Below are 16,400 nucleotides of genomic sequence, written 5' to 3'. Positions count from 1 at the left end.
CGCAATAGCTGCCGATCGTTCACTTTGCAACATCGTGAAAGTTTTGAGGTCAAGGCCGACATCTGATAATTTTGGTAGGCCATCCGCCTGCAAAGTCCCAAATTCTCTTCCCAGTTCCAGACGCTTGATTTGGCGCTTCAATTTTGCTAAGGCTCTGTTATTACGGCTGTAATCTCTTTCTGGGAAGAGAATGTCGAACTGGGAAGCCCATTTCCCAGTTCACAGCGCTAAATTCCACCCATAAGGCCGCTTATGTGCCCTTCGAATGCCGCTCGAAGCCCTATATAAATGGGTTTTGAGGACGGGCAGGGGCTTTGCAGGAATATTTGTCATAGATTTACAGGATGCGTTGCAGAGGGCTGATTTGGGCTCATTTGCAAGACTTCCTGCAATTCAGCCATTTTTGACCTGAGCTTGTCGGAGACCCTTTTTTATATGGTCCATCCGGCTTCTTCCGCGCTCATCCGGGGTCTTCCGCTTACTGCAATACTTGGTGTCACACTACATCGGCATGACAAAATGCCGTTAATGTCTGCTATGCTGGACGGAGCTGGCGTTCAGAAACTACAAAGAGGTTTCGGCGGAAATGCCGTCACTCCAAATGAGCGGGTCATCATTTATTGCCTGTGCGACCTTCAGAAGATTTTTGCGAATCTCACTCTCGCTTGTTTCAACACCCAACCCCATGTAATCGGTCTCAATAAAGAATAGATACTCGACAACCTCCGCTAGAGCGCATTGATTTCGCAGCATTACCGCTGCTTTGATCAGATAGGCGTCATATTCATCTGCAAAGGTTTCTTCCCTCCAGATACCCGAACTTTCATCCAAACCGATTGGGTCCCACAGAGACCATCCAATTTCTCTTAGCCTTATAAGTTCAAGTCTTGGGTGTTGTTCGCTCATTTTTGTAACATGAATGAACGCCACCAATGTGGCAACGAGCAATGGCTCAAAACTGGGGACTTTGGCCTCACAGCCGACATCTGACAGTTTTGGTCGACCATGCCAACTGCTAGGGTAGGGAACGACAAAAAGGAGCCAATGTCGGCTATGCGGACCTAGCTGCCGTTCCCTGCGCGGAGAATTGAAAACCACAGGGCTGCGTCTTGAAGCCATCCTTTCCCACTGTTACTCGAGACGCAAGTGAAGACATAAATAGTGGATCGAAAATGTTTGAATTCAGTTTGATGGGGCAGACCTATCGTGAAGTTACAGACCCTGACGCATGCATTGGCATAGGTGATCTGATCTACTTTTTCGATACTCACCCAGATCGGGACGCATTTTGTTATATGTTCATCATGTCCGACGGGCACCTCGTCGGGTTCAACTGGTTGGGCTACAAAGCAGGATTGATGGGGAGCTGGTCCATTCACGAGAATGATCTACGTGACAATGGTGCGCATGTGACACTCGGATGGCTTGAAAAGAATTGGGGGCGCTTTTCATCTTTTCCAAGAGCAAAAACAAAGTTCTTGAAATGGCAAGAATGTGACTACGACCCCAATGAAGCTGTAGACGCCGAATTTTTTAAGGCTCGTTATGGTGCAGACTGACATTTATTGCCTCTTCGAGAAGTAGGCTTTGCGGGCAAAGCTGGCCTTGACTTGCTTTGCTGTTAGCTCAGGATCGGATCATGAAGAAAACTGACCATATGACTCTTGAGCAACTGGAATCTCAAGTGTGGCCTGAACCAGATTTTAACTCTCGTCTGGTCACAACCTGCCACCAATTGCGGAAGAAACGGCTAGGCGATTTTAGTGTTGAAGATCTTCGTATCATGCTTGGTCAGTCCATTGGCGCAAAGTACCTTCTTCCGCGAGCCGTTGAAATCCTACGGAATAACCCGTTTGCGGAGGGAGACTTTTTCGAAGGGGACTTACTAGTAGCTATTGCCCGACACCCTGAAAATACCAGTCAATTGGGGCTTGAAGACGTTAGGCACCTTCTTGCAGCCTGCGTCGCTGCAATTGAAGCCGTTGATCCAAAGTTGAATAGTACAGATATGAGCGCCGTTGAGTGTTTAGCGGCTGAACTGCAGACCCGCACTCGGTAGTAGCTTTGGACTCTTTTCGGTCATCTGACAAAACTTGTCAGACTTGTGGGCGTTAGCAGCCACAGGATGTCGGCTTTGCGGACAATGAGACCAGCAGTTGCTATTCGCGAACGTCTGCTTACCTCAACCCCAGAGGATCGAAAGGTATTTCTCCAGTCAGCCTTAAAGACTGCGAAAGACTTTCGGCAAAAGAATGTGCAAAGATTTCTCGTTCCGAGCTCGGCTTCAAAAAATATAGGTCACGAGCAACATCAAAATCTTCATCAAGGGCTGTTCGATCATCGAGAACATCACGGTGATAGTGCGCCAAATGTCCAATCTCATGAAGCAATGTTCGATAGAGCTTGGTATTTCGCACCGCATCTTCAACCAGCTTGGCCTCAAAGTGCCGTTTCGTCTCCACGAATGGATGACCGTCTGCAGCGAGGCGTTCGTATTCGGCTCTATCCTCAATCGTCATGCGCTTTGACCACTTCAACACGGTACCTAGCTCTTGGGCCTCAAGTATGATTGCAGTTCCCTCATGCTTTCCAAATTCTGCAAAATATAGAAAGCGGCCCCAAACGGGCTTTTGTTGTCGCTGTTTTCGGGTTGGTTGCCGGAATGCAATTATGTTTGGCAATTCCGGAGATAGACTTGCAACTGCCCTTAAAATCTTGATCACGTCAGCAGGCGTACATCCATATGTGAAGCCTTCGCGTGGCTCTTCGTAGAGAACTTTTAGCTTGAAGTCGCCTATTGTCGCCTCTTGCTCCTTCGCAGCTTCGAGGCGTTCATAGAACATCGAATAGTTTCCATGCTTGTCTTGCCAGCTTTCTGGAATGCGCATGTCGTTCGACTTCGAATATCCCGACCATGAAGTTCCGATATTGCGATTGCGTCGCTCTGGTCGCCAAACACCACTCACTGAAATATCTCCGGAAAATTCGTATGCGGACGTTAGTTCGGACAGGCCAGACATGCAAAGGGGCTCATAGCCGAAATCTGACAGTTTCGGTCTGACTTGCCAACTGGTAGGCTGTGGGCACGACAAAAGGGAGGCCGCAAGTTGCTTCGAAAGTACCTGACTGCCAGAAGTATTGATTTTAAGATCATTGTTGGTTTCTGGCTTGTATTCTTATGCCTTCACCTATCGTTCCCAGAGGGTTTTGGCGTCCGAAGTGTGGATCGGGCCATTGTTGGAGGGCTTTATTTTGGCGGACCGGTAGCTTTGCTTCTTGATGTGGTAACCTTCTGCATCCGTCGCAGGTAGATGGTAGCTGGGAAGCAACAAAAAGGAGCCAATGTTGGTCCTGCGGACAAAGTGACACTGTTGACCACCTTGCAATCATTAACTCCAAATCTTAACGGTCCAACCGCTGATAGTTTCATTTGTGGCAGAGGATCAAAGGTGTAAATTTGTCTGCGCGCTCCGAAAAGGCTGTGACATGCGTGTTTTTCTAAGTTGGGTAGTCGAGCGTTCCCTTGAAGTTGTGCTTGTAACTGCGTTCATTCATGCAAAGTTTTACGAGCCAACCAGATTTGAGCTGTTCGGAATCGTGGAAACATCGAGCAAGTTCGCTCTCTTTCCTGCTCTATTTTACGTGATGTCTGGTTACATTTTTTCCTGCGTGTATTTTGGGTTAGTGAGGAGGCGGCCTGATGCTTTTGACCACGTAAAGATGATGATGATCGCATACACCGCCCACGCCTTCTTTTTCTTAGCAATTTCATCGTCAGAGATCGAAAGCCTTACATTTGAGATCGCTGGTGTAGGCCTGCTTGTGGTGGCAGTTTCTAGCCTGATTGGGGCTCAAATCGCAAAAACACCAGCTCATTGATTTGGTGAAGTCTAACTGATGCAGTTACATTTCTTTCTCGCTATTCTGCACCTGAGAAACATTAAGTTTGAGAGGCGTTGGCTTTTTAGGACAGCGATGGGTCTGCTATGGGCTCACAGCCGACATCTGACAGTTTCGGTCTGACTTGCCAACTGGTAGGGTAGGGCACGACATAAAGGAGCGGCAGGCGAATGTCGGCTGTGCGAACAGAGCTGCCCTGAAAGAACCACCGCGCCCGAACCGAGGGGCAGGAAGCAAAGCGCCCGCCCCGTCAAACCGTAGGTTTGCCTTTGGCAAAACGGGGCGGTTCGGGCGCTGCCAAATCGGTGATTTGGCAATTCGGCTTCATCTCCTAGGGTATCTTTGAGCTCATACCCCGCATCCGAGGGCTTCGCTTGGCCGTCCACCCAAATAATCCGCGTGTTTTCCTTTTCTGTGCGGGAAAGGGTTTGTCTTCTAAATCACCTTAAAATCAGCCAGTTGCGCGCCCGAAATGCGCAGCATCTCCTTTGGCGCCAAGCCGAACACATGATGCGGGGTGCCGGCGGCGGCCCAGATCATGTCAAACTCCAGCAAAGTCCGGTCAAACCATGACCGCGTCGGATTGATGTGGCCAACAGGGGAAACCCCGCCGATGGCAAAGCCGGTTTGCGCACGGATTAGGGCGGCGTCGGCCTTGCCCAGCGGCTCTCCGGCGAGGGCGGCGGCGGCGGTCAGATCCACCTGTTGCCCGCCCGCGGTCACAAACAGAACAGCCTCGCCGCTGGTCTCGCCGCGCAGCACGATGGATTTGGCGATTTGATCCACTGTGCAGCCGAGTGCCGCAGCGGCGTCTGCTGCGGTCCGTGCCAGTGCGGTTTCACGGACATCTGCGGTGACATTTGCCGCATCCAATGCGGCGCGAACGCGTTTCAGGCTCTTGCTCATGGCGCGACACTGACGCAAAGCTAGTGGCATGACAACATCCCATCTTTCCAGCCAGATCACACGTACACCCCGCATTTTTGATGAGGGCCGCGCCGCCGATGCCGGCCCTCTGATTGACGGGTTTGACCCTTCGGTTGCGGCGCTGATCAAAGGGGCTGTTTCGACCGCGCCCTATCTCATGGGCCTGCTGGAGCGGGAGGCCGATTGGTTGCGCGGCGCGGTGGAAGATCCTGACACTGCGGTGGATCAGGTGATTGCAGGCGTGGCGGAGCTTGCGGCGTCTGATCTGGCCGATGGGCTGCGCCGCGGGAAACGGCGGGTGGCCCTGATGGCGGCGCTGGCGGATCTGGGCGGCGCTTGGTCGCTCGAACAGGTGACCGGCGCCTTGACCGATTATGCCGATGCGGCCTGCGGTGCGGCCCTGCGCGGCGGTTTGGCGGCGCAGATCCGGCGCGGCAAGATGCCGGGGCTGACCGAAGACGATCTGCACGACGCAGGCGGCATGGTGGTGCTCGCCATGGGCAAGATGGGCGCGCATGAGCTGAACTATTCCTCTGACATCGATCTGATCTGCCTCTTTGATGAGACCCGCTTTGATCCGGGTGATTTCCACGAGGCCCGCACCGGGTTTGTCCGTGCAACCCGCGCGATGAGCGGGACGCTGAGTGATCTGACCAGCGAAGGATATGTGTTTCGCACCGATTTGCGCCTGCGCCCCGATCCCGCGGTCACCCCGGTCTGTATGGCGATGGAGGCGGCGGAACGTTATTATGAGTCGCTGGGCCGGACATGGGAACGCGCGGCCTATATCAAGGCGCGGCCAGCGGCAGGCGACCTGGTGGCGGGTGACAGGTTCCTCAAGGCTCTGCGGCCCTTTGTCTGGCGGCGGCATCTGGATTTTGCGGCCATTCAGGACGCCCATGACATGCGGCTGGCGATCCGTGAACACAAGGGGCTGGGCGGGCCGATCACCTTGCCGGGGCACAATATGAAACTGGGGCGCGGCGGCATTCGCGAGATCGAGTTTTTCACTCAGACCCGCCAGTTGATCGCAGGCGGGCGCGATCCGGATCTGAGGTTGCGCGGCACCTGTGAGGGCTTGTCTGTCTTGGCGGACAAGGGCTGGGTGCCGCCGGATGTTGCGCAGGTTCTGGCCGATCACTATCGCTATCACCGCACGGTGGAACACCGGGTTCAGATGGTGCGCGATGCCCAGACCCACAATCTGCCGCAATCGCCCGAAGGTTTTGCGCGGCTTGCCGCGATGATGGACAAAGACGTGCCGGAGCTTGAGGCAGAACTGCACGCGCGGCTCAGTGCGGTACATGAGCTGACCGAAGGGTTCTTTGCCGCCTCCCGCGCCCCTGCGCCCGATGCGGCCAAGGAGGCCGCCGCCGATCATGTGTTTGATCATCAGGTGTTGGATCGCTGGCAAAGCTATCCGGCGCTCCGCTCTGAACGCGGGCTGGAGATCTTTGAGCGTCTGAAACCGGATCTTCTGGCGCGGTTGGCACGGGCGGCAAAACCGGACGAGGCGTTGCTGGCCTTTGATGGCTTTCTCGCCGGATTGCCCGCTGGGGTGCAATTGTTCTCACTGCTCAAGGCAAACCCGCAATTGGCCGATCTGTTGATTGATATCGTCAGCACCTCACCGGCCCTGGCGGTGCACCTGTCGCGCAACGCCGGCGTGTTTGATGCGGTCATTGGCGGCGATTTCTTCAGCGATTGGCCGGGGCAGGCGGGACTGACCGAGATGCTCGCTGAAACACTGGCGGCAGAGCCGGACTATGAGGCGCAGCTGGACGGCACCCGCCGTTGGGCCCGTGAATGGCATTTTCGGATCGGGGTGCATCTGTTGCGTGGTCTCATTGATGCAGCGACCGCAGGCCGGCAATATGCGGAACTGGCCCGCGCGGTTCTCACCGCGCTTTGGCCTGTGGTCACGGCACAATTTGCCCTGCGCCATGGTCCGCCGCCGGGGCGCGGTGCGGTGCTGCTGGGCATGGGCTCGCTTGGGGCCGGGCGTCTGACCGCGACCTCCGATCTGGACATGTTGGTGATCTATGATCCGGACGGGCAGGACAGCTCTGAAGGTAAGCGCCCGCTGGCCTCAAGGCTCTATTATGCGCGGCTGACCCAGGCGATGATCACCGCCATGACCGCCCCGATGGCGCAGGGGCGCTTGTACGAAGTTGATATGCGGCTGCGACCGTCGGGCAATCAAGGGCCGGTGGCCACCAGCCTGTCCAGTTTTGAAAGCTATCAAAAGGAGGAGGCCTGGGTCTGGGAACATCTGGCGCTGACACGGGCCGATGTGGTGGCCGGACCGCCGGGATTGGCCGCAGATGTTGCTGCCCTTTGCGCGGATATTCTCAAGACCGGACATCCAAGCGATCAGATCTTGCCCGAGGTCGCCCAGATGCGCCTGCGCATTGCCGCTGCCAAAGCCCCCGATGGCCCCTTTGACGCCAAGATCGGGGCAGGGCGCTTGCAGGACATCGAATTGTTTGCCCAAGCCGGAGCCTTGATGGCGGGTCGCGCGGCCCACGACATCTCCGACGGTCTTAGCGCGGCAGAGGCATCACAGGTGATCTCGGAAAGCCAACGTACCGCGTTGCAACAGGCCTATGACCAATGTTGGACCTTGCAATGTGCCGGTCGGCTCTTGTCCGCAAATCCGGTACGATCGGACAAATTGGGGCAGGCGGGCGAAAAATTCCTCGCCAGAACGTTGGGATGCGACACTTTCGCCGATCTTGAGGCGCAAATGACCCAGACCTATGCCCGCGCGGCCGAAATGATCGACGCGGCCCTGCCGGCGCCGCCGACAACCCAAGCCAACGAGGCGACATGAAAAAAGGTGATGAAATGGATCCGAAAGGACTGATTTTCGAAGCGTACCGGATGGATGGCATCTCGGCGGCGGAATGCCGGACGATCTTTCTTGACTGGGCGCTGTCCTTGCCATCAGGGCAGGATACGCTGAACAGTCTCGGGGTGCTTTTGGGCCGCTATGGGGATGACTTTCCCGATCACCCGATGACGCAGATCCTGACGGATGGGCGCACCACCATGACCGCCCCGCGCCGCCGCGGCGGTTGGCGCAGCCGGACACGGAACTGATCCTTCGCCTGCGTTCCTGTGGGCCGTGCCGAACAGGCACCATTGAGGCAGCGGGCCTCCCGGCGGACATCGGAACGCCCCGCTCTTTCACAGATTACGCCCAATTCTCGCCCTCATTGCCGGGCATTTGTTTCAATGTGAAGTGAAACAGCCTGCGGCGATGCGCCCAAGCGAGGATGACATGAAAACACTGAAACTGATCGGGGCACTGGCCCTGGGCGCGATGACCGCCGCCTGCGCCCAACTGCCGGATGTAACCAGCCGGAACGCACCGTTTGAGGCAACCGAACCCTTGCTGGGATCATCGCCCCTTGTAGCAGAATCGGTGGCGCAAAAGCAGTTGCCCTATTCGATGAATGTGACAGAGATCAACGTCCGCGCCCCGCGCAGCCTCAAAGTCTCCGAGGCCAACGTCTATTATCCACGCGGTGACATCGTTTGGCGCGGTGATCCGATTGGCGACCGCTATGAGCAGATCGAAGCCATCTTTGAAGAAGCTTTTGCCAGAGGCACGGCAAACATGAACGGCGCTGTTCCGGTGGTGCTGGACGTGGAAATCGCACGGTTCCATTCCGTCAGCGAGAAGACCCGCTATTTCGCCAGCGGCGTGCACAATATGGAGTTTATCCTGACTGTGCGCAGCGCCGATACCGGCATCGCACTGGCGCCGCCGCGCAAAGTCTCAGCGAACCTGCATGCCTTTGGCGGGCAGGCCGCGATTGAGGCGGACCGGGCAGGGCACACACAAAAGGTTCGGGTCACCGGCTATCTTGCCCAGGTGATCCAGGAGGAGCTGGCCAAACCAAGCGTCTGATTGGCTGCGCATTGGGGGCAATGCGGGACCACAACAAAATCGGCGCTTTCGTTAAAGGCCAGAACCCACTAGAGGGGGCGCTATGACAGCGCCCCTTTCTTCATCCGCCTCACTGCCGGTCGTCCGCCTTTTGCCAAAGGCCAACGCCCGTGCCATCCGCCACGGCTTCCCTTGGGTCTATGCCAATGAAATGGTGTTGGACCGCCGGACCAAGAAACTTGACCCCGGCACACTGGCCCGACTCGAAGATGACGCCCGCCAGCCTATGGGGCTGGTTTCGGTCAATCCGACGTCAAAGATCATTGCGCGGATGCTGGACCAAAACCCGGATGCGGTGATTGATCAGCCATGGTTTGAGGCGCATATCGCCCGTGCGCTGGCCCTGCGTTCGCAACTCTTTGATGCCCCGTATTATCGCTTGATCCATGCCGAGGCTGACGGGTTGCCCGGTGTGATCATCGACCGGTTTGGCGACACATGTGTGGTGCAGCCCAATGCCGCGTGGGCCGATGCCCTGCTGGAACCGCTTTGCGCGGCGCTGACATCCGTAACCGGCATCAGCAACATCCTGAAAAACGCAGGCGGGCGCACGCGCACCCTTGAGGGGCTGGACGATGTCTCTGCGGTTTTGACTGGCGCAGCCCCCGAGGCGGCGCTGCCCGTGCCGATGAATGGCGCCACCTATATGGCGGACTTGACCGGTGGCCAGAAAACCGGCCTGTTTTATGATCAACGTCCCAACCATGCTTTTGCCGCCAACCTCAGCAAAGACGCGCGGGTTCTGGACGTTTTTTCCCATGTTGGAGGATTTTCTCTGGCCGCTTTGGCCAATGGTGCGGCTTCTGCACTGGCGGTAGATGGATCCGCGCCCGCGCTTGCGCTGGCCGAGGCCGGTGCCAAAGCGATGGGCGTGCAGGACAAATTCAGCATCCGCCAGGGCGATGCCTTTGACACGCTGGCCGCCCTGCGCAGCGAAGGGGCACAGTTTGATGTGGTGATCTGTGATCCGCCCGCCTTTGCCCCCTCGCGCAATGCGCTTGAGGCCGGATTGCGGGCCTATGAAAAGATCGCGCGTCTGGCCGCGCCATTGGTGGCTGAGAACGGCATTCTGGCCCTGTGTTCCTGTTCGCATGCGGCGGATCTGGCGCAGTTCCGGAATGCATCAGTGCGCGGCATTGGCCGTGCCGGACGGCGGGCGATCATGCTGCACACCGGTTTTGCCGGACCGGACCACCCGCAGCTGCCGCAACTGGCCGAAAGCGGCTATCTGAAGTCGTTGTTCTTCCGCCTGTGAGCGCCCCGCGCATCCTGATCGACACCTGCGTGCTTTACCCCACGGTGATGCGCGAGGTGGTGCTTGGGGTGGCAGCATCAGGCGCGTTTGAACCGATCTGGTCAGCGCGTATCCTGGAAGAATGGGCCCGCGCCGCGATCAAGCTCGGCCCCGAAGGTGAGGCACAGGCCCGCGCAGAGATTGCCCTGATCCGCGCCGCCTGGCCAAAGGCCGAACGCCCCGCAGCCCCCGGCCTCGTAGCCCGGTTATGGTTGCCGGATGCGGACGACATTCATGTCTTGGCAGTCGCGGTGGATGCCGGTGCCGATATGATCATGACTTTGAACGCCAAGGATTTTCCGCGCGGCACCTTGGCCGAAGAGGGCATTGAACGGGTCGATCCCGACAGCTACCTGATGCAGCTCTGGCCCGAACATGATGCCGCCATCCGCGTGGTTTCAGAGCGCATACTGCAAGCCGCGCAGCATATGTCTGGCCAGGACTGGGATATGCGCGGGCTGATGAAAAAAGCCAGGCTGCCGCGATTGGCCAAGGCACTGACCACTTAGAGACCGTATACGAATTACGGATCCGCCTTGTCCCAGCGTGCTTCAAGCTTGCGCAGGGCCGCGATACGCTCGGCGGTTTTGGGATGGCTCAAAAGCCAGGCCGGCGCCGTGCCGTGATTGGATTGGGTCAATCCTTCCAGCTTTTCAAACAGGGAAATCTGCGGACCAACACCGATCCCCGCCTTCGTCAAAAGCGCGGCGGCATAGGCGTCCGCCTCGTATTCGTCGCCGCGCGATAACCGCGCCGCCAGAAGCGTGGTTAACATATTGGCGATCCAAACCCCTGCAAACGGGATAAACCGGCCCAGAACCATCGCCAAAACCGTGCGCATGGCGTTTTGCCCAGAAAAATCAATCATGCGGCGGCGCGAATGGCCAAGTGCCACATGCCCCAGCTCGTGAGCGATCACACTGGCCAGTTCTTCGGCTGTCACCTCTCCCGCACGGAACCTGTTGTAAAAGCCGCGCGTAATGAAAATCCGGCCATCCGGCGCGGCCAGACCGTTCACCGGATCAATCTCGTAGATGTGCACCTTGATCCGCGGCAGATCGAGCGCTTTTGCCATCCGGTCCGACATGTCCTTGAGCGCAGGATCAACCAAAGGGGTGGAGCGTGCGTCGAGTTCCCGCGCGGTGCGCCAAGCGGAAAAGCGATACATCGCAAGGGCATAGGCCACGGCCAGAAGGATAGGTAAAACGCGGATCATAGCATCAATATGGGGTGCACGGCGCGACGGGCAAGGGCGTCTGGGCCGCTACCACGTTACCGGCACCGAGGTTGGCCCGCGAAACGCCCAGCCGGCAAAGGGTACGGGTCCGGCAAGCCGCAATTGTGGAAACCGCTCAAGGATCATTGGCACGGCGTAATGAGCCACCAAGCTGCGGGAGGCCGCAGCACCGGCGCAGAAATGCGGGCCAGCGCCGAACGGGATAGCGGCAGAGGTATCACGGGACAGATCAAATTGATCCGCATTGGCAAAATGGTCTTCGTCCCGGCAAGCCGAGCCAAACATCAAGAACACCCGGTCACCTGGCTCAAACGTCACGCCAGCAACAGTGTCGCGCCGCGCCACCATGCGCGGGGCCATCTGGATGGGCGCAACAAGCCGCGCATATTCGGAAAACGCATCCGACAGTGTGGCATCGCCGGATGTGATCAGGGCGCGTTGATCCGGATGGGCAAGCAAAGCCCATAGCAGGCCCGCAATGGCATCACGCGGCTCATTCTGGCCGCCGCCAATGATCACCTTGATATTGGCCGCGATGGAGGGCAGGGGCATTTCAGCCCGGTCGAGTACACTCAGGATCGAGGGATCAGGCACAGCGCGGACCTGCGGCAAGCATTCCGCAATCGCGTCATCCACACGGGTTGAGGCAGCAAGACCGGTCGCCTCGATTTGCGGGTTGGCTGCATAATTGGCAATGGCATCAATCATTTGCTGGCTGGCGCTGTCCATCTCCTTAGGGGTCATGCAGGTCAGCCCCGTCATGGCACACAGCGCGGCACCGGACACCGGCATGGCAAAATCGCGAACCAGATCGCAGCCGCCCAGAGGGGCCAATTGGTCCAGCCGCGCAGTCACGATCTGTTCAAACTGTGGCGCCCAGTGATCTGCCACGGTGCGCGGGCTGAGCGCGGGAAACAACGCACGGCGTTCCTGCCCATGCGGCTCACCATCACGGCGCATCATATTCAGGCCCATGATCTGTTCCATCAACCCGCCCGGTTGAACCGATGAAAACACCTCGATCCGCTTTTCCTCGCGGTGAATGTCGTCGCGCCGGGTCAGCAGGGTCGCGCCCAGTTCGGGTACAAAGGTGATCGGCGTTTTGGCCCGCATCTGCGCCAGCACCGGATAGGGATCAGCGGCAAACGCGGCGAGGTCGATATGGGTGACGGGGGCATTGGACATGGGCCAAGCCTAGTGCGGAACAGCAGGGGGGCCAAGGGGCAGTATACGCCTAAAAAGCCCCTAGCGGGTCAATTCCTTGATCCCGCGTGACAGCCCCTCAAGGGTCATGGGCACCATAGCGTCAGGTCCGAAAATCTCTTGGATCATCATGATCGACTGGGTGTATTGCCAGTATTTTTCGGGCACCGGATTGATCCAAAGGCTGCTTTTCCACTGCTCGCGCACGCGGTTGAGCCAGACCGAGCCCGCCTCGGCATTCCAATGCTCATTGGCGCCGCCGGGATAGGCGATTTCATAGGGCGACATCGATGCGTCACCGACAAATATACATTTATAATCAGGCCCGTAAGTGTGGAGGATGTCCATCGTGCTTTCCTGGGCATCCCAGCGGCGGCGGTTGTCGCGCCACACACCTTCGTAAAGGCAATTGTGAAAATAGAAATGTTCAAGATGTTTGAACTCGGCCTTGGCCGCCGAGAACAACTCTTCCACCACCCGGATATGCGGATCCATGGAGCCGCCCACATCGAGAAACAGCAGCACCTTGACCGCATTGCGCCGTTCCGGGCGGGTTTTCACGTCGAGATAGCCGTGTTCGGCGGTAGAGCGGATCGTCCCGTTCAGATCAAGTTCCTCATCCGCGCCGTCCCTTGCCCAGCGGCGCAGGCGTTTCAGGGCCACTTTGATGTTGCGGGTGCCCAGTTCAACTGTGTCATCGAGATTGCGAAACTCGCGTTTGTCCCAAACCTTGACCGCTTTTTGGTGGCGGGATTCCTTCTGTCCGATCCGCACCCCTTCGGGATTGTAGCCATAGGCGCCAAACGGCGAGGTGCCAGCAGTGCCAACCCATTTGTTGCCGCCCTGATGACGGCCCTTTTGCTCTTCCAGCCGCTGTTTGAGGGTCTCCATCAACTTGTCAAAGCCGCCCATGGCTTCGATTTCGGCCATTTCCTCGGGGCTCAGATGCTTTTCCGCCATCTTTTCAAGCCACTCGCGTGGGATATCAACGGCCTCCAGTACATCGTCGAAACTGATGCTCTCCAGCCCTTTGAACGCGGCGGCGAAGGCCTGATCGAACTTGTCGATGTTGCGTTCGTCTTTGACCATGGAAATGCGTGCGAGGTAGTAGAACGCCTCAACATCATAGGTTGCCAACCCCGCAGACATCCCATCCAGAAACGCCAGAAACTCGCGCATGGACACCGGCACCTTGTGGCGGCGCAATTGGTCGAAAAAGGGCAAGAACATCGGGTTTGCCTCAGAAGATCCAACGGTCTACCAGGACCGTCAGAACCAATCCGATCAAAGCAAAGGCGATGCCCGCACTGGCGGCATATTGCGCGATATCCTTGCGGTTTCCGCCGCGTTTCTTGGCCGTCAAACCACCATAGATGGCACCCAGGATGCCAAAAACCAAAAAGATCATAACTGCTTGCGCCCCGCGTTTAACCTTTGAGCGGGCTCAGCGATGCAATCTCGCGCAGCTTGGCCCGCACTGCCCAATCTGGGCCAAAGCCGTATCGCGCCCAGCCGATGCTGTCCAGCCTGACGCTGCGCGCTTCGCCAGGGCGGCCCTCCAGTTCAAGCGCTTCGGCCTTGAGCAACAGGCAGGTGGCCAGCAGTGCGGCATTTTCACTTTGGCGGGCGACCTCGATGTGTGGTGCGATGATCCGCAAAGCCTCGGTGCCGCGCCCCTGTGCGATGGCATAGGCGGCCAGCTGCGTTGCGATATAGGCGCGGTGCAGCGTGGTGCCGGGGCTGGCGGCATAATATCCGTCTGCGATCAGGTATTGATGGTGCGCCCGATCCGGTTCTGTGGATTGTAACACCCGGCCCATGGCATAATGCGCAAAAGCGCGGCGATGATCCTGCCACCCCATCGCCGTGGCGATGCGCACGGCCTCACGGGCGGCCGCATTGCGGCGGGCCGCTGGGGTGCCGCGCCCCAATGCCGTTTGGATCGCCTTGCTCCAGCCTTGCGGTGTGCGTGTGGCATAACGGGCCGGCAGGGCCGCGCCCTGTGGGTTGTTGCGGGCCAGAATGGCGGGCAGGGCGCGGGCCACTTGCCCGCGTGTCATGCCAGACCGCAATGCCGGATCATAATAGGTCCGCAGGATCAGCATATCAAAACCGGTCAGAACCGTATGCACATTGTCATCGTTGAAAACGCTGTCGGGCAGACGATAAAGATCATTCAGCGGGCCAAGCGCCTGCGCCAGTTCCTCGTGCAGGCAATCGCGCACCTCTTGCGGGCTGACGTCATTGGGCAAGAAAATTGCAAGCTTTTCGCGGGTTTGCAGCGCGGTCCAATCGGTTTTGGCCTTGCGGCGGGCGCCGCGGTATTCACTGAGCGATCGCACGTTGGGCGCCACGAAACAGGCCGCTTGCGGCAAGATCCGGTGAATATCGGCGCGGCTCACGGCCTCGATGGTGATATTGGCATCGCTGCGTGTGGTATAAGAAATGTCGATCCCCGCCTCATTGCGCAGCCGCGCCATCAATCGCTTGAGATCAGGGCCAAGGGTTGCAGGCGGCTTGCCGGTGACGCGCAGGGTGATCGGGGTTTCGAAACGGGTCAGAACCGGCAGTTGCCGTCCACTTTCCATCTGGAAGGACAGCTCAATGAAATCAATTGCCAGATCGCGGTTTGACCGTATCGGCGCGGCCGGACGGGTGGCGGCGAAGGTCTTCATCGGGGGCAGGGTGCTTTGGGCGAATTGCGCCCGCGTGGGCATGTCGCTCTGCGCTGCGGGCACGCAGGCGCTGAGCAGCATCACAAGTGGCAGGGCAAGACGCGAGGTCACAGGCGATGCCCCGCAGCCGCGCAAGAAAGCGGCCAAACGGGCCGCAGAAAACGGGAAAAGAACGCGCAGTTGGGTGCTGCGAATGGGACTGTCATCTCTGCCTGCTGCCCTATGCTGAGCCTTGAGTGTCAGGTCTGTGCCTGATCTTTCCTCTTTGGTAGAGGGCAAATAAGGCAAATCTTGGGCAATTGGGGCAGAAACAGAAACAGGCTCCCGAGGGAGCCTGCCATTTGGGTCCGGGAAAGCGTGGAAATTACCGTTGCGCCCGCGCCATAAAGGCCAGCCGTTCAAACAGGTGCACATCCTGTTCGTTCTTGAGCAAGGCCCCATGCAGCTTGGGCAAGGCGCTTTTGCCGTCAGATTTCAAATCCTCGGCATCCATATCCTCGGCCAACAACAGCTTGAGCCAATCCAGCACTTCGGAGGTAGACGGCTTTTTCTTCAGGCCTTGCTGATCGCGCACTTCATAGAACTGGGTGAGCGCGGTGGTCAGCAGGCTTTCCTTGATGCCCGGATGATGTACTTCGACAATTTTCTTGAGGGTCTCGACGTCAGGAAACTGGATGTAGTGGAAGAAACAGCGCCGCAGAAACGCGTCGGGCAGCTCCTTTTCGTTGTTTGACGTGATGATCACAATCGGGCGGTTGACCGCCTTGATGGTTTCGCCCGTTTCATAAACAAAGAACTCCATCTTATCGAGTTCCTGCAACAGATCGTTGGGAAATTCGATGTCGGCCTTGTCGATCTCGTCGATCAAAAGCACCACTTTTTCGCCCGCCTCGAAGGCCTCCCAAAGCTTGCCCTTACGGATGTAATTCTTGACGTCATGCACACGCTCATCGCCCAACTGGCTGTCGCGCAGGCGCGAGACGGCGTCATATTCATAAAGACCCTGCTGGGCGCGTGTGGTGGATTTGACGTTCCATTCGATCATCCGCAGCCCCAGTGCAGAAGAGACCTGCCGCGCCAGTTCGGTTTTGCCGGTGCCCGGCTCGCCCTTGACCAAGAGGGGACGCTCAAGCGTCACGGCCGCGTTCACGGCAATCTTGAGGTCATCTGTCGCGACGTAATCGGCGGTACCCTGAAATTTCATATTGC

At 57.8% G+C, this 16,400-nt stretch carries 17 protein-coding genes; 8 read left to right on the top strand and 9 right to left on the bottom strand.

From position 1 onward, the window contains the following. Positions 1-564 precede the first annotated feature (564 nt). Complete coding sequence (locus K3754_RS10720; protein WP_259937176.1) at positions 565-906, bottom strand: hypothetical protein; 342 nt, start codon at positions 904-906, stop codon at positions 565-567. Positions 907-1,172: 266 nt separating this feature from the next. Between K3754_RS10720 and K3754_RS10715 the strand changes: the two genes are divergently transcribed. Both K3754_RS10715 and K3754_RS10710 read left to right on the top strand, forming a co-directional pair. Further along, a complete protein-coding gene (locus K3754_RS10715) occupies positions 1,173-1,559 on the top strand; it encodes a hypothetical protein (protein ID WP_259937175.1) in 387 nt (128 codons plus the stop codon). An 80-nt stretch (positions 1,560-1,639) separates the two neighbouring features. Then, entirely contained in the window at positions 1,640-2,059 is a 420-nt protein-coding gene (locus K3754_RS10710) for a contact-dependent growth inhibition system immunity protein (RefSeq protein WP_259937173.1), read from the top strand. 118 nt (positions 2,060-2,177) lie between these two features. Here the strand turns inward: K3754_RS10710 and K3754_RS10705 are convergent, their stop codons facing one another. Further along, on the bottom strand, positions 2,178-3,020 hold the full coding sequence (locus tag K3754_RS10705; protein WP_259937172.1) for a hypothetical protein: 843 nt from the start codon (positions 3,018-3,020) through the stop codon (positions 2,178-2,180). 466 nt (positions 3,021-3,486) lie between these two features. Here K3754_RS10705 and K3754_RS10700 point away from each other — a divergent pair, with 466 nt between their 5' ends. Further along, on the top strand, positions 3,487-3,879 hold the full coding sequence (locus K3754_RS10700) for a hypothetical protein (RefSeq protein WP_259937170.1): 393 nt from the start codon (positions 3,487-3,489) through the stop codon (positions 3,877-3,879). 456 nt (positions 3,880-4,335) lie between these two features. Here the strand turns inward: K3754_RS10700 and K3754_RS10695 are convergent, their stop codons facing one another. Further along, positions 4,336-4,806, bottom strand: coding sequence for a YbaK/EbsC family protein (locus K3754_RS10695; RefSeq protein ID WP_259937168.1), 471 nt, complete (start codon positions 4,804-4,806; stop codon positions 4,336-4,338). A gap of 28 nt (positions 4,807-4,834) precedes the next feature. On the opposite strand from K3754_RS10695, the gene K3754_RS10690 reads away from it, so the two are divergent. From K3754_RS10690 to K3754_RS10670, 5 genes are all read left to right on the top strand, one after another. Further along, complete coding sequence (locus tag K3754_RS10690) at positions 4,835-7,660, top strand: bifunctional [glutamine synthetase] adenylyltransferase/[glutamine synthetase]-adenylyl-L-tyrosine phosphorylase (protein WP_259937163.1); 2,826 nt, start codon at positions 4,835-4,837, stop codon at positions 7,658-7,660. Then, a complete protein-coding gene (locus K3754_RS10685; protein ID WP_203211073.1) occupies positions 7,657-7,929 on the top strand; it encodes a hypothetical protein in 273 nt (90 codons plus the stop codon). Before K3754_RS10690 ends, K3754_RS10685 begins: the two co-directional genes overlap by 4 nt. A gap of 181 nt (positions 7,930-8,110) precedes the next feature. Continuing rightward, entirely contained in the window at positions 8,111-8,743 is a 633-nt protein-coding gene (locus tag K3754_RS10680) for a DUF6778 family protein (RefSeq protein WP_203211074.1), read from the top strand. 82 nt (positions 8,744-8,825) lie between these two features. Continuing rightward, positions 8,826-10,037 carry an RSP_2647 family RNA methyltransferase gene (locus K3754_RS10675; RefSeq protein ID WP_259937160.1) on the top strand — a complete coding sequence of 404 codons (1,212 nt, stop codon included), beginning with the start codon at positions 8,826-8,828 and terminating at the stop codon, positions 10,035-10,037. A gap of 47 nt (positions 10,038-10,084) precedes the next feature. Then, a complete protein-coding gene (locus K3754_RS10670) occupies positions 10,085-10,585 on the top strand; it encodes an RSP_2648 family PIN domain-containing protein (RefSeq protein WP_409202385.1) in 501 nt (166 codons plus the stop codon). 14 nt (positions 10,586-10,599) lie between these two features. Here K3754_RS10670 and K3754_RS10665 read toward each other — a convergent pair whose 3' ends face one another. The 6 genes from K3754_RS10665 to K3754_RS10640 form a co-directional block, all read right to left on the bottom strand. Beyond that, positions 10,600-11,292, bottom strand: coding sequence for a M48 family metalloprotease (locus K3754_RS10665; protein ID WP_259937158.1), 693 nt, complete (start codon positions 11,290-11,292; stop codon positions 10,600-10,602). A 48-nt stretch (positions 11,293-11,340) separates the two neighbouring features. Continuing rightward, positions 11,341-12,498: a cytochrome P450 gene (locus K3754_RS10660; RefSeq protein ID WP_259937157.1), complete on the bottom strand. Its 1,158-nt coding sequence runs from the start codon at positions 12,496-12,498 to the stop codon at positions 11,341-11,343. A 60-nt stretch (positions 12,499-12,558) separates the two neighbouring features. Next, positions 12,559-13,746 (bottom strand): VWA domain-containing protein, encoded by a 1,188-nt coding sequence (locus K3754_RS10655; RefSeq protein WP_203211078.1) that lies wholly within the window; start codon positions 13,744-13,746, stop codon positions 12,559-12,561. A 10-nt stretch (positions 13,747-13,756) separates the two neighbouring features. Next, complete coding sequence (locus tag K3754_RS10650; RefSeq protein WP_203211079.1) at positions 13,757-13,924, bottom strand: apolipoprotein acyltransferase; 168 nt, start codon at positions 13,922-13,924, stop codon at positions 13,757-13,759. Positions 13,925-13,943: 19 nt separating this feature from the next. After that, positions 13,944-15,302: a DUF2927 domain-containing protein gene (locus K3754_RS10645; protein WP_259937155.1), complete on the bottom strand. Its 1,359-nt coding sequence runs from the start codon at positions 15,300-15,302 to the stop codon at positions 13,944-13,946. Between the two features lie 253 nt (positions 15,303-15,555). Further along, complete coding sequence (locus K3754_RS10640) at positions 15,556-16,395, bottom strand: MoxR family ATPase (RefSeq protein ID WP_025048200.1); 840 nt, start codon at positions 16,393-16,395, stop codon at positions 15,556-15,558. Between the last annotated feature and the right edge of the window lie 5 nt (positions 16,396-16,400).

The sequence above is a fragment of the Sulfitobacter sp. M368 genome (genome assembly GCF_025141875.1).
Lineage (GTDB): Bacteria > Pseudomonadota > Alphaproteobacteria > Rhodobacterales > Rhodobacteraceae > Sulfitobacter > Sulfitobacter mediterraneus_A.
Note: the sequence above shows the minus strand (reverse complement) of the source record. Positions and strands in the feature narration are given on the sequence as shown.

What these genes read in the sequence shown, in the direction of transcription:
- K3754_RS10720 (WP_259937176.1), bottom strand. Translation starts at nt 906, where the DNA reads ATGAGCGAACAACACCCAAGACTTGAACTTATAAGGCTAAGAGAAATT.
- K3754_RS10715 (WP_259937175.1), top strand. Translation starts at nt 1,173, where the DNA reads ATGTTTGAATTCAGTTTGATGGGGCAGACCTATCGTGAAGTTACAGAC.
- K3754_RS10710 (WP_259937173.1), top strand. Translation starts at nt 1,640, where the DNA reads ATGAAGAAAACTGACCATATGACTCTTGAGCAACTGGAATCTCAAGTG.
- K3754_RS10705 (WP_259937172.1), bottom strand. Translation starts at nt 3,020, where the DNA reads ATGTCTGGCCTGTCCGAACTAACGTCCGCATACGAATTTTCCGGAGAT.
- K3754_RS10700 (WP_259937170.1), top strand. Translation starts at nt 3,487, where the DNA reads ATGCGTGTTTTTCTAAGTTGGGTAGTCGAGCGTTCCCTTGAAGTTGTG.
- K3754_RS10695 (WP_259937168.1), bottom strand. Translation starts at nt 4,806, where the DNA reads ATGAGCAAGAGCCTGAAACGCGTTCGCGCCGCATTGGATGCGGCAAAT.
- K3754_RS10690 (WP_259937163.1), top strand. Translation starts at nt 4,835, where the DNA reads ATGACAACATCCCATCTTTCCAGCCAGATCACACGTACACCCCGCATT.
- K3754_RS10685 (WP_203211073.1), top strand. Translation starts at nt 7,657, where the DNA reads ATGAAAAAAGGTGATGAAATGGATCCGAAAGGACTGATTTTCGAAGCG.
- K3754_RS10680 (WP_203211074.1), top strand. Translation starts at nt 8,111, where the DNA reads ATGAAAACACTGAAACTGATCGGGGCACTGGCCCTGGGCGCGATGACC.
- K3754_RS10675 (WP_259937160.1), top strand. Translation starts at nt 8,826, where the DNA reads ATGACAGCGCCCCTTTCTTCATCCGCCTCACTGCCGGTCGTCCGCCTT.
- K3754_RS10670 (WP_409202385.1), top strand. Translation starts at nt 10,085, where the DNA reads ATGCGCGAGGTGGTGCTTGGGGTGGCAGCATCAGGCGCGTTTGAACCG.
- K3754_RS10665 (WP_259937158.1), bottom strand. Translation starts at nt 11,292, where the DNA reads ATGATCCGCGTTTTACCTATCCTTCTGGCCGTGGCCTATGCCCTTGCG.
- K3754_RS10660 (WP_259937157.1), bottom strand. Translation starts at nt 12,498, where the DNA reads ATGTCCAATGCCCCCGTCACCCATATCGACCTCGCCGCGTTTGCCGCT.
- K3754_RS10655 (WP_203211078.1), bottom strand. Translation starts at nt 13,746, where the DNA reads ATGTTCTTGCCCTTTTTCGACCAATTGCGCCGCCACAAGGTGCCGGTG.
- K3754_RS10650 (WP_203211079.1), bottom strand. Translation starts at nt 13,924, where the DNA reads ATGATCTTTTTGGTTTTTGGCATCCTGGGTGCCATCTATGGTGGTTTG.
- K3754_RS10640 (WP_025048200.1), bottom strand. Translation starts at nt 16,395, where the DNA reads ATGAAATTTCAGGGTACCGCCGATTACGTCGCGACAGATGACCTCAAG.